12 protein-coding genes are annotated in these 12,489 nt (G+C 45.2%); 6 read left to right on the top strand and 6 right to left on the bottom strand.

Translation table 11 applies throughout. The annotated features are described in order from the left end of the window. Positions 1–311 precede the first annotated feature (311 nt). Together RID09_RS26820 and RID09_RS26815 are read right to left on the bottom strand one after the other, a co-directional pair. Positions 312–1,400: a hemolysin family protein gene (locus RID09_RS26820; protein WP_446338972.1), complete on the bottom strand. Its 1,089-nt coding sequence runs from the start codon at positions 1,398–1,400 to the stop codon at positions 312–314. A 540-nt stretch (positions 1,401–1,940) separates the two neighbouring features. After that, the gene (locus RID09_RS26815; protein ID WP_446338971.1) at positions 1,941–2,081 is read right to left on the bottom strand and encodes a hypothetical protein; all 141 of its coding nucleotides are present in this window, start codon (positions 2,079–2,081) and stop codon (positions 1,941–1,943) included. A 173-nt stretch (positions 2,082–2,254) separates the two neighbouring features. On the opposite strand from RID09_RS26815, the gene RID09_RS26810 reads away from it, so the two are divergent. Next, the gene (locus tag RID09_RS26810; RefSeq protein ID WP_446338970.1) at positions 2,255–3,229 is read left to right on the top strand and encodes a GDSL-type esterase/lipase family protein; all 975 of its coding nucleotides are present in this window, start codon (positions 2,255–2,257) and stop codon (positions 3,227–3,229) included. Positions 3,230–3,266: 37 nt separating this feature from the next. On the opposite strand, the gene RID09_RS26805 is transcribed toward RID09_RS26810, so the two are convergent. Next, positions 3,267–4,337: a Gfo/Idh/MocA family oxidoreductase gene (locus RID09_RS26805; RefSeq protein WP_446338973.1), complete on the bottom strand. Its 1,071-nt coding sequence runs from the start codon at positions 4,335–4,337 to the stop codon at positions 3,267–3,269. A gap of 271 nt (positions 4,338–4,608) precedes the next feature. On the opposite strand from RID09_RS26805, the gene queC reads away from it, so the two are divergent. Together queC and RID09_RS26795 are read left to right on the top strand one after the other, a co-directional pair. Further along, positions 4,609–5,295: a 7-cyano-7-deazaguanine synthase QueC gene (queC, locus tag RID09_RS26800; protein ID WP_446338969.1), complete on the top strand. Its 687-nt coding sequence runs from the start codon at positions 4,609–4,611 to the stop codon at positions 5,293–5,295. A 117-nt stretch (positions 5,296–5,412) separates the two neighbouring features. After that, positions 5,413–6,771, top strand: coding sequence for an extracellular solute-binding protein (locus RID09_RS26795; protein WP_446338968.1), 1,359 nt, complete (start codon positions 5,413–5,415; stop codon positions 6,769–6,771). A gap of 39 nt (positions 6,772–6,810) precedes the next feature. On the opposite strand, the gene RID09_RS26790 is transcribed toward RID09_RS26795, so the two are convergent. From RID09_RS26790 to RID09_RS26780, 3 genes are all read right to left on the bottom strand, one after another. Beyond that, entirely contained in the window at positions 6,811–7,905 is a 1,095-nt protein-coding gene (locus RID09_RS26790; RefSeq protein WP_446338967.1) for a serine/threonine protein kinase, read from the bottom strand. A 124-nt stretch (positions 7,906–8,029) separates the two neighbouring features. Next, positions 8,030–8,941: a metallophosphoesterase gene (locus RID09_RS26785; RefSeq protein WP_446338966.1), complete on the bottom strand. Its 912-nt coding sequence runs from the start codon at positions 8,939–8,941 to the stop codon at positions 8,030–8,032. A 59-nt stretch (positions 8,942–9,000) separates the two neighbouring features. Next, positions 9,001–10,080 carry a two pore domain potassium channel family protein gene (locus RID09_RS26780; RefSeq protein WP_446338965.1) on the bottom strand — a complete coding sequence of 360 codons (1,080 nt, stop codon included), beginning with the start codon at positions 10,078–10,080 and terminating at the stop codon, positions 9,001–9,003. A gap of 276 nt (positions 10,081–10,356) precedes the next feature. Here RID09_RS26780 and RID09_RS26775 point away from each other — a divergent pair, with 276 nt between their 5' ends. The 3 genes from RID09_RS26775 to RID09_RS26765 form a co-directional block, all read left to right on the top strand. Then, complete coding sequence (locus tag RID09_RS26775) at positions 10,357–10,767, top strand: hypothetical protein (RefSeq protein WP_446338964.1); 411 nt, start codon at positions 10,357–10,359, stop codon at positions 10,765–10,767. 271 nt (positions 10,768–11,038) lie between these two features. After that, positions 11,039–11,827 (top strand): 5'/3'-nucleotidase SurE, encoded by a 789-nt coding sequence (surE, locus tag RID09_RS26770; RefSeq protein WP_446338963.1) that lies wholly within the window; start codon positions 11,039–11,041, stop codon positions 11,825–11,827. Between the two features lie 170 nt (positions 11,828–11,997). After that, on the top strand, positions 11,998–12,489 hold a 492-nt coding region (locus RID09_RS26765), incomplete at its 3' end, for a transposase (RefSeq protein WP_446338962.1).

Below are 12,489 nucleotides of genomic sequence, written 5' to 3'. Positions count from 1 at the left end.
TATTTGAGCGCTAGTTGGTTTTAGTTTAAACTCGTAAATTAAAGTAAACATTTGCTAGGGCGTTTGCCATGTATCTAACACTCATTATACTACACTATTAATTGAGTGTTATCAGGATAGATTAAACTCGCAACTAAAGTTGCTTTGCTGAACGCAACGCTTAAGTTTCATCCCCTGGTTGAAACACAGGGGCTTTCACCATCGCTATCCTGTAACGTTTCGAGAATCAGGTTTAGTTCTTGTTGGCTCATCGCTTATCTGTATAAAGTGAACAATTAATGTTTTATACTCGCCAAAAATGAGAGCTAAGTTCATGTTCTCAAACGGGTAGGAACGAGGCGATCGCTCTCATCATAAATTTCACCCACAAGTTCCTCTAGAATATCTTCTAACGTCACCAATCCAACCGTACCGCCGTATTCATCCACGATGATGGCAATATGAAAACGCTGTCGTAACATGTCTTTAAGTAACGTCGCCACTCGATTGGTTTCTGGCACATAAATCGGTGGGTCCATGGCGGCGGTAACTGGGATATCGCCCTGTTCAGGTTGGGCGACTCTTAAATACTGTAGGGCTTTTTTCAGGTGAACAATACCCACAATTTCATCTTTTGATTCTTCCTGAACCGGAATCCGAGAATATCCAGTCTCTAAACAGAAATTGACTAAATTTTGCAAGGTTTCCTCGTGGGAAATTGTCCGCATTTCAATGCGCGGCTTAACCACATCGCGAGCGCTCAAGTTGTCTAACATCAACGCTTTATTCAGCAGTTGATGCTTATCCAGATCGAGAATTCCTTTACCCCCTAACACCTCGATCATTAACTTGAGATCTCTTACCGACTCGCCTTCTTGGACAATCCCACCCTGAAAAAAGCGAATAGCAGTCTGGGCGATGGTTTCCAAAAAAGAAATAATGCCAAAAAAGGATAAAAATTTAGATAGCCAATAGATCGGGCGAACGACGACCTGGAAAACAGGCAATACATTATTAATTGCCAGTGATTTAGGCGTAATTTCTCCAAAAATCAAGACGATAAACGTCACAATTGCCGTGGCGATGCCCAAGCCAGCACTACCCAACCACAGGGCAAAAAGATTACTGGTGAGAATAGCCGAAAAATTATTGACTAAATTATTTCCCACCAGCAGTGTCGTAATAAACCGCGATCGCTTCTCCAAAACTAGGCGAAATATACCACTGGGATCACCTTGGTCTTTGATCAGCGCTCTCAGTTTAAGATTATCTAATGCCGTGATTGCCGTTTCTGAACCCGAAAACATACCCGAAAGCAAAAGCATCACAACCAACACGGTAACATCAAGCCAAACATTGCCCAAAAGAGGACCGATGTCTGACGCCGCAAGTAAGTAAATCGGGACTGGCAAGGCAATCATTGAAATAGCAAAACGTTGGCGAAGGCTATCTGAGCCAACTACTAAGGGATATCAGGCAGGGGGTATGGGAGAGTATCATCAGAGGTTGCAATAGTATAGCGTTTATAGTTGGTCGTGAAAATAGGGGTGAGGGGTTTCGGATTTACTCGCTAATTCTTAGTGTAGTGGCGTGACACACCTTATTTGATGAATTAGAATTACGCCCGGAAACCGTAGGGGCGCATGGCGTGCGCCCGATTCAATGGTAAGAATCTATTCCACAATTTTAGGTGTGCCACGGCAGTAGTGGGGTGACACAGATAATTTGATAGATTAGCCCCCACCCGGAAACCGTAGGGGCGTACCGACGTGCGCCCAGAAAACATACCGACATGAGACCAGATTAACCGTAAAATCTATTCCACCATTTTAGATGTGTTACACCAGTAGCGTTGTTAGCGATCGCGAGGAACATTTGGGGCAATGTTTTGGTAGGGTAACAGGCAGGAAGTAGGACGCGACATCATCAGTGTCCCACTCCCTCACGCCATAAATGGAAAATTACCCCACATTGTAAGCAGTCTGTAATGCCCACCAGAGTAGGAAAGCAATACCCCCCAGGACTAGCACCGTCGAAATCACGATCGCCACAGGGCTATCTGCTCCCTTAAACTTCATGATGCCACGATTTAGGTCTGACATATCCGGTTATACGCTCCTATTTGAATTCAAGGGATTTCCCAACTCGAATATATCTTGACCTGAGCGTTTTGATCACAAAATTCCGTTGGGTGTAGGGCTTCTTGCCGGAACAGCTAAATTAGGGTCAATAGTGGTCATTGCCAATAATTTGCTCAAATGAAGGAGACTGTGGTGTGAAAGTATTGTTAGTCATTCTCGGAGTGTTGCTGGTATTGGTTGCGGGAGTGGAAGTCGGCTTGCGTTTACTCTTTGGCTTAGGGAAGCCGCCGATTTATATTGCCGATGAGCAAATTGGCTATTTATTAGCCCCTAACCAAAAGACGACTCGTATGGGTAATCGCATTGCCATTAATGACTATTCCATGCGGAGTGATGAGATTACACCAGAGCGATCCCCGTCTACACTGCGGGTTTTACTCTTAGGCGATTCTATCGTCAATGGTGGCTGGTGGACAGACCAAGACCAAACCCTTTCGGCGCTGCTCGCTGCTCAATTGGCACCGTTCAAGTCCCAGAAGGAGTTTGAGCAAATCGAAGTTCTCAACGCCTCTGCCAATTCCTGGGGACCTCGGAATGAATTGGCATATCTCCAACGCTTTGGCACGTTCAACGCCCAAGCTATAGTCTTGGTGATAAATACCGATGATCTCTTTGCCACCGCCCCCACCTCGCTCCCGGTGGGACGCGATCGCAATTATCCCAGTCATAGACCCCCTTTAGCCCTGATTGAGGCAATTAGTCGTTTTTTGCCTTACGAATCTGTGCCAGAAATGGCGGCTGTTCGTGCTGAGGGAGGCGATCGCGTGGGTTTTAACTTAGATGCCATTCATCAAGTTTACAAGCTCTCTAAAGAGGCAGGCGCTGAGTTTCTGTTGGTCATGACCCCCCTATTACGGGAAATTGGCGAAAAAGGACCCCGTGATTATGAAATCAAAGCCCGAAATCGCCTAATTGGGTTGACTCAAGACCAGCAAATTCCCTACATCGATTGTTTGCCCATCTTCAACAACCAGCCCACCCCAGAAAGCTTGTATCGAGATCACATCCACTTAAGTCCCCAAGGTAATCAGCAGGTTAGTGACGTAATCGCGCGATCGCTTCATTACCAGTTATCAGTTACCAGTTATCAGCCAATTACTGACCACTGATAACTGACCACTCGTCCAAACAACGGACAAATGACACTCAAGACAGGGCAACCATGGGAGACTTAATGTCATGCGGCTCTCGGTCTAAATGATGCCAAACTTGACCATCAAGAGCCATTTGCTCGATCAAACTGGCTAAACGCAAGGCTTTCAGCGCCTGTTCGCCACCAACAGAAGGTTGATTCCCGCCGCGCACACAGTTGACAAAGTGTTCTAACTCAGCGTATAGCGGTTCGATGTTACTGGTGTACACCTTTTCAATTAACCCATCCTGACGATAGAGAACTTGACCATAGTCAGTTTCACAATTGGCAGTCGTTTGCCGATGAATCAGAATTTCATTATTGAGGAAATCGGCTTCTGTGAGCGAATTTTTGCAATGGGCGGCAATGCGACGGATTTTGCGATGGGTTACCTTACTTGAGGTAAGAGTTGCCACAATCCCATTGGCAAAGACTAGATTAGCGGTGACGTAATCTAAATACCCCGACTCAGAGGCATTGCTACCACTAGCCGTTAATCGGATGACAGGGGCATCTGCCAGTTCCATCAGCAGGTCAATATCGTGGATCATTAAATCGAGAACCACAGATACATCGTTGGCTCTGTGGGAGTAGGGACTCATGCGATGCGCCTCTAGTGCCAGCAATTTCTCAGTTTTGAGAACTTTGCTGAGTTCTTGAAAGGCGGGATTAAACCGTTCAATGTGACCCACTTGCAGAATACATTGGTACTCAGCGGCAGCGTTGACTAGGGATTCTGCTTCAGCGATACTGGCGGCAATCGGTTTTTCGATTAAGGCATGAACCCCCGAACGCAGACAAGTCATCCCCACTTCATAATGCAGGCGGGTTGGTACCGCAATACAGACAGCATCAACATAGGGGAGTAAGTCGCGATAATCTTCAAAGAAGCGGACACGGTATTTACTCGCCGTATCCAAACCCCGTTCTACATTAATGTCTGCCACGCCTACCATTTCCACGTCTTTTAAAAGACTCAAAACGCGGGCATGATGCTGTCCCATGTTACCAACGCCAATCACGCCAATTCGGATTGGCTGGGGCAGGCTACGTTGGACATGAGTATCCAGATGTCTTTGATACATGCTATCTTGCACTCTTATATGCTCCTCCACCACGGGAACTAAGTCAATTTACTTATGTTGAGCCGCCTTAAACCATCCAGATAGTACCACAGCACCTTTAAATGTGAAGAATTCCAAAGATTGCCCCAATTTGCCAGATAACGGAAGTCTTTAGGACGGTCATTCTGTTTTCATTGTGGGTTTAGAGCTACTTTAGGTGTAGGTAAATGTGTCAGTTTTTGGGTTGTCCATTTTTGGGCGGGGGTCAAAACTTTCACCAGAGGAGGTGAAAATGTCGAAAGCCGTAGTTTTATTGTCCGGAGGATTGGATTCATCTACAGTCCTCTATCAAGCTAAGGCAGATGGCTATGAGTGTTATGCTATATCCTTTGATTATCAACAGCGACATCGGCGAGAACTCGAATCCGCGATCGCAATTGCTAAATGTGCTGGTGTCAAAGACCATCAGGTGGTAAGTTTTGACTTGCGCCAGTGGGGGGGTTCAGCCTTAACTGATGATACCCTCGATTTGCCCCAGGCGCGATCGCTCCAGCAGATGTCCCAGAGTATCCCTATCACCTACGTCCCCGCACGAAATACCATTTTTTTGAGTTTTGGGCTATCCTACGCCGAAGCGATGGGTGCTACAGCCGTCTATTTGGGGGTCAATGCGTTAGATTATTCCGGTTACCCCGATTGCCGTCCTGATTATATCCAAGCCATGCAGCAAGTCTTTCGCCTAGGCACAAAACAGGGGCGTGAGGGAGAACCGATTCAAATTATCACTCCGCTAATTCAGCTTAGGAAAACAGAAATTATCCACTTAGGAAATCAACTTGGAGTGCCTTGGCAAGACACCTGGTCTTGCTATGCTGGGGATGAGATGGCTTGTGGTGTCTGTGATTCTTGTCGCTTACGCCTTGCCGCTTTTGCGGAAATCGGACTAAAAGATCCCTTGTCTTATGAACATGAAAGATAAGGGTTGAAACAGTTTTAACCCAACGCGCTGAAGAGTGGAACCTGATTTGTCGGGGTGGGTTTAGGGGCTTTTGTGTTGCTATTAGGGAACCCACACTGTAGTCCTAGAGAGATTATTATGAAAACTAGGCAGCTTGTGAAAAGACTAGGGCAATTTAGCCGACGACTTAATTCCCGTTCTATCTGGGCATTCGTCGCCGTTGTCCAAGTTTTACTACTATTACTCATCTACTTAACTTGGCCCCCCACTCATTTAACCCTATTTGTTCCCGCTGACGAAGCTACCGCTTGGCAGTCATTAATTACTGATTTTCATAATAAATATCCCAAAATTCGGATTAATTTGAGAACGAAAACGAATCTGGCAGGTGATATTACCTATCGCCTTAAGGATGATTTTGTTCGAGACTGTCAAATAGGAAACTCGCTTTATGATTTAGTTTACACAGATATTATTTGGATGCCAGAGTTCGCGGCTAAGGGATGTCTGGTTGATCTATATAAATGGACGGCTAAAGATACCCTAGTCAATGAAGGATTTTTACCCAGTACAATCGACGCCGGAGAATATCAGGGTAAGCTCTATCGGATGCCTTTGCGTTCGGATATCGGTCTTCTATACTACCGCAAAAATTTACTGGGTAATACTCAGCCACCTGAAACCTTACAGCAATTGAAAACGCTTTCCCAAACTTGGCAAAATCAAAGGAACTATCCAGGTGTTTATTTATGGCAGGGATGGCGCTATGAAGGCTTGATCGCTACTTTTGTAGAAGTATTAGAAAGCTATGATGGATTCTGGATTAAACCGGAAAGTTTAGAGGTAGGATTGGATCAACCTGAGGCTGAACAAGCTGTTCAGTTTTTACTCAATACAATTCGAGAGAATATTTCGTCTCCAGAAGTTATCTTATATAGCGAACAAGAATCATTGGACAGGTTTAATCAAGATCCCAATACCCTATTTCTTCGACAGTGGCCCTATGCCTGGAACCAATTAGCTGATCCATCTAATGTCGGCGTACAAGTCTTGAATCTTTCAGTCGATCCCAATAAAAATACATTGGTTCCGAGTGGCTGTAATGGGAGTTGGGGTTTAGGAATAGCTAAGAATTCACAACACCCAGATAAAGCCTGGAAAGCCCTTCAATATTTTACCAGTCAAGCTGCTCAGAAAAAAATGATTTTGGAGCAAGGATATTTACCCAGTCGAGAAGCGTTGTATGATGACCCAGAGATCAAAGCCAAGTATCCCTATTTACCGTCTTTGAAAGAGGCAGTCAAAAATTCAATATTGCGTCCTACCATTCCTCAGTATGATCAAGCCTCTTTTATCTTACAGAAATATTTGAGTAAATTGATTACCAGAACCGCCCTTGCCCAACAAGTTGATAATAATGAGATAACCCAGTTGATGCAGAAAGCCGCCGATGAAACGCGCCAATTGCTAAATTTGGAGATGTTGACGATTAATTGACCTGAATAACTTTCAGAGCCACATTTGTAGGGGTTTCCTTCAACTTCCTCCCATGAACAGAACAGTCCCTTGAGGAGACAACTGCCGTTGGTGCTGTTGGTAGGCTTGTAACCAGAGGACTCCTGATACTAATAAAATTGAGAAAATGACAAAGTTTAGAATCATTAATTTTAGGGGAAGTGGATAATTTTTGGGTATATCTGGATGAGGGAGGGGTTGTTTTTGGAGATGCGGCAAAATAAACGAGGCATTTGGCGGTCTACGATAGACAAATGGTGCCATAAAATAGTCAAGCCACTCGGCTAAAGCATCGGAAATTTTGTGAGTATGCTTGCGCCACATCAATTCACCTGTTTTATGGTTGGTGTCTAGTTCTAACGGATGTTTACCTGTCAATAAATGGACAAAAGTACGTCCTAGTGCATAGAGATCGGATTGGGGAACCGCATTACCGTTGATTTGTTCTGGAGGGGTATAACCGGGTGAAAAAACCCCTTCTCCCATTACATCTTTTCCCATCAGTCGTTGGACAACTGTACCCGTCATTTGGCAAACTGTACCAAAATCAATTAGCACTAGTTGACCATTGGGTCGTAGCATGATATTCGAGGGTTTAATATCCCGATGAAAATATTGTTGTTGATGCAGTGTATCGAGGATATCAAGTAACTGTTTTAGCCATTCAATGGCTTTGGCTTCGGAAATGGGTGGATTATGTTTGAGCCATGATCGTAGATTTTCTCCCTCTACTTCTTCCATTACCAAGCAATGTAAGGGACGAGAACGGCGGGGAACAGAAACGGTAAAATAATCGTCTTCGGGTTGAACTTTAGGAATGCCGGGATGGTTAAGTTTTTTTAGAATTTCGGCTTCTTGTTTAAATAGGCGAACTAAAGTGGAATTGTTCCGGGTTAAAACTTTCAGCACTTTATGTTTTGCCCCTTGAATTGCCGCCTCTGCTGCTAAATCCTGGACTTCAAAGATTTTGGTGGGATTGGGTGCCTCTAGGGGTCGAAGTGGTTTCAGCAGCCGATATCGACTGTTGATGGTTAATGGAGTGTCACAGCCTGGGCAGTATTCCAGATAGTTAGGATTTTCTCGTTGGTCGCACTTGGGGTTGATACAGTAGATCATCGGATTTTTAGATGGGTTTAGGTGACTTCTTAATAATTTAACATCCACCTCTAGAAATAAATTAATCTTAGTTCCCTGTTCCCTGTTCCCTGTTCCCTCCCCTCACCAAAATACTTATTAATCCCTAACTATTCTGGAGTGTAAACAGAGTGACCTCTGGAGGACAGTTGAGTCGTATTGGCAGATCACTAAAGCCAATCCCACGATTAATATACAGTTTATTACCTGAGGCGCCATAGCCGTCACTCCAACCATCGACATGTTCCCAGTTTTTAGCTAATGCTAACCAAGACCATTGGGGTGTGAATGGCAGGCGAATTTGTCCGCCATGAGTGTGTCCAGCAACCGCTACAGGTGCGGTATTAGCAGGTAAAGCCAGAAATGATTTGGGATTGTGCATCATCACAATCCTGGAATTAGGGGATGGCACTTGCGCGATCGCGTCTTTTGGTTTGTCCTTATTTGCCAGATGGGAACCAATGCCTACTAAATAAAAAGAGTCGGTGTTTCCATCACTAAGATTGTCCCCAGAATTTCCGGGTAGAGATAATTTGACGGCTTGGTTTTCCAGAACCTCTATCCCAACTTCTTCTAACGCCGCCTCTAACCGTGCGGCTAAGTTCTCTTTGGGTGGAGTATCCAGCTTAATCATACCGTAGTCGTGATTACCTAATACTGCATAGGTGGGAATATCTGCTTCGGGTAAGGGACGCACTAAATCAACGATGTTAGCAATTTCTGGGTCTGTGCCTTTAAAGGCATGGTAAATAAAGTCACCGCTAATCAGGACGACACTAGGGCGTTCTTCCACCAGTTCCGCTATACTACGGCGGACGGTAGGGGTATTGTCTAGCCACATCCCGTGTTGAAAATCTGAAACCAGTCCAATTCGTTTTCCTTGCCAAGCCGCAGGAAGATTGGGAATTACTGCCACTTCTTCTTCTATGTCGAGAATATAAGGCTCAATCAAGCTCCAAATTAAAAGAAAACCGAATAGTCCGACTAAACCTAACAGAATATACTTGATTTTTTTCATGGTTATTTATCACTGGTTAATTTAGTAGAGACGCGCCATGGCGCGTCTGTTCATGTTCCCTAATGCAGTATTACTTTGTCAATCGTCGTTTGATCATCTAAGGTGGTAGCTCGATTGGTGGTTTTGCTCGAGGCGATCGCATCCCAAACCCAGCCGTCATTGTGAATCAGCGCCAACAGCAGCCGTCGGCGTTTAGTGACGTGTTTGGTTGCGTCCCAAAATTGGCGATCGCTAACCGTGGGAATCCCTTGTTTCCTGAGTCGTTCCAGGGATGGAAGAGGTGGGTTTTCTGAGGCGGGTTCTAAGTAAGCAGATTTGAGCGTTTTCAAATAAGCCGCACTTGCCCGACGTGCTGCACCTAGCGCCGCCGGATCAGGTTGATTTGACTTTTTGATGCCATATTCCAAGATAGTTAGTGCTTCATCAAGAGCCACTAAACTCAGCGTGATCGAGCGAGTGCGTTCGATGCTGTGGAAATAATGAAGAATCGGGTAAGTCAGATGGAGTTCTCCCTGTTGGGCGAGCATTGGTGTCAAAGCAATTAAATGCTGGTCAAACTGCCCAAAATCTTTACCATTCCAGGCTCTGACAATTATTTCGTCAGCGGTACCACCGAGAGCGGAAATATAAACAGCGAGTTGGCGTTGCTGAGTGGCGGCTGAAACCACAGGTAAGAGATAGGCGATTGTCAAGGTAACTAAAAAGAAACCATTCACCGAAGCAATTGCGGTGGTAATTTCCCAAATTGCACCTTGAGGGTTATAACTTCCCATCCCTAGAGTAGCGATGGTATAACCGACAAAATAAATTCTTTCTAACGTAGTGGCGGGCAGTTTTTTCGGCGTTACCACAGCCGTTTGATCAGCGCTAAATATTAGCGTCCATCCCACCCAGGTTAAGGCAAACCAAAGCACGGCTACAGTAACGAGAATTAGCCAACCCGTAACTAGCAATAAGCGGTGATTGGAGTGCCAGCGATGAATCTGAAGCGCGATTCTCCACAGCCAAGCCGAGATTCTGCTGGTTAGAGGACCTCCTCCTCCCACTGTTAATGTTGTGATCAGGACATCAATAGACACAACGATGAGAATGAGCAGTCCGAAAACAAGTAGCAGAATTGACATAAGAGAAACGAACATAGTTCATGCGATCACAGATTACCTCACCACCGGGCAAAAAACCTGCATCTGAGGGAATAAGTAAGGGAATAGGAAACAGTGAGCAGGAACAAGGGATTGAGGTTGGAGCAAATTTAAGCCTAGAGAGAGGGGATTCCTGAGTAGGGATAAATCTAAGCTGAGATTGGTAATACCATCCGAATGGCAGTGATTGAGAGTTGATGAAGCGATACGCAGATGGAGAACGAGAAATTTCGGATTAGGTAGCTATTGGGGAGTTTTAGGGAAGGGAAAACTATGGCAAATCAGAATTTCCGTGTAGTCGGCTACATTAGTCCAGTCACATACAGCAAACTCAGAGAGTTTATGGAGGCTCAGGCGCTAACTGAAGCCGAAGCAATCGATAAGATTTTATCAACCTATTTGGGGACAACTCCTTTACCTAAACCTCCCAATGGCTTTGATACAAAAGAAGGTAGCAGATCAACAGTCGCATCATCCCAACCTTTGTCCCCATCAACGATTCCTAAAGACAAAAGCCTGACTCAAAACCAATTAGCCGAACGCCTGAAGTGCGATACGAAGAAGTTGACCGACATCCGAGGCTACCCTGTGGTTTTAGCCGACTACACCAGAACTCGTGATCCAGAGGGGATCGCGTGGGAGTATGAATCTGAATTTAATCGCTATTTTCCTCTCAAACAATGAATGGTGTATAGAGTGTAGGATAAGGCAGATGGCAGATGGGGTAGAAGGAAAAAGTACCCAAGCACAAACGCCACATATAGCACGGCAATGTCGTAACCCTACAGGTAGCTCTATACTATAGCAAAAACCGCCATGCAATCCTTGGGTAAGGTGAACATGGATACTGTGTGCAGAATAAAGGAAACATTTGGCTGTTCTTGGGAAGAATTGTTGGAAGTACAAGGGGATAGTTCGTTCGATGAGTAAGTAGCCAGGAGTCACACTGAATTTGATGAAATTGCTGATCAGCAACGATGACGGAATTTTTGCCTTGGGTATTCGCACCTTGGCTGATACACTGGCACAAGCGGGTCATGATGTTACCGTCGTTTGTCCAGATCGAGAGCGATCGGCAACGGGTCACGGTTTAACCCTCCATGATCCCATTCGCGCCGAAGCGATTGATACGATTTTTCACCCGGCGGTTAAAGCTTGGTCTTGTTCCGGAACTCCCTCAGACTGTGTAAAGCTAGCACTGGGAGCATTAATTGATCGTCCACCCGATTTTGTCCTATCTGGGATTAACCACGGTTCTAACTTAGGCACCGATATCCTTTACTCTGGCACGGTTTCCGCCGCCATGGAAGGGGTTCTAGAAGGAATTCCCAGCATTGCCTTTAGTCTAACTAGCTATACGTCGAAGGAATTTCACGTTGCTGCAACGTTCGCCAAAAGCCTGATTGAGCGACTCTCTCAGCAACCCCTAGCCAAAGTCATGTTACTTAATGTCAATGTACCGCCCGTGAGTATGGCGGAAATTGCTGGGGTTAAGGTTACCCGCCAAGGAATTCGTCGCTATTTCGACACCTTTGAGAAACGAGTTGATCCACGGGGGAAAACCTATTATTGGTTAGCGGGTGAAGTGATTGAAGATATAGAACAACCGCCCCATTCCCATCTTCCCCCCGATTTACCCACAGATGTTCAAGCGATTAAGGAGAAATATATTGCCATTACGCCCCTGCAATACAATCTGACGGATATTGGTGGCGTCTCTAGTTTGCAGACTATGGATTTTTGAAATTAAACGCAGCCCATCTGAGCAAGAGTTAGCTTACCGGACAAGCGATGGTGAAAGCCCTCGCTATTTATCCGAGGGATGAAACCGAGCGATGCGTCCAGCACAGCAACTTTAGTTGCGAGTGCTAATCAGCTTGTGTTATGATTCTACCATAATCTCAACGCGGTAAAATGATTATCTACGAGGGTAAGTTAAAAGGGAAAGAGTATCAGTACAGAAGGCTTGATGAAGCCATTCGTACTGGTCTGTTTATCCGTAATGCTTGCCTTAAATATTGGGAAGATGGTCAGGCTAAGACCCGCAATGATTTTTCCAAGTATTGTACGATTCTTGGTAAAAGTAAAGAGTTTCCCTGGGCGGGGAAATTAAACTCTCAGGCTCGACAAGCCATGTCCGAGCGTGCTTGGGCGGCTATTTCAAGATTCTTTGATAACTGCAAAAACCAGATTAAGGGGAAGAAAGGCTACCCCAAGTACAAGAAAAACCGTCCTAATCATGGTTCCGTAGAGTATAAGACATCTGGCTGGAAACTATCAGAGAATCGTGACTCAATCACATTCACCGATGGATTTAAAGCCGGAGAATTCAAGCTCTACGGTACTCGCGACTTAAACTACTATCAACTAACTCAGATAAAGCGAGTTAGGGTAGTACGCCGTGCC

This window comes from Coleofasciculus sp. G1-WW12-02 (genome assembly GCF_040219735.1).
Classification (GTDB): Bacteria; Cyanobacteriota; Cyanobacteriia; order Cyanobacteriales; family Coleofasciculaceae; genus Coleofasciculus.
This window is presented reverse-complemented; position numbering and strand designations above follow the sequence as displayed.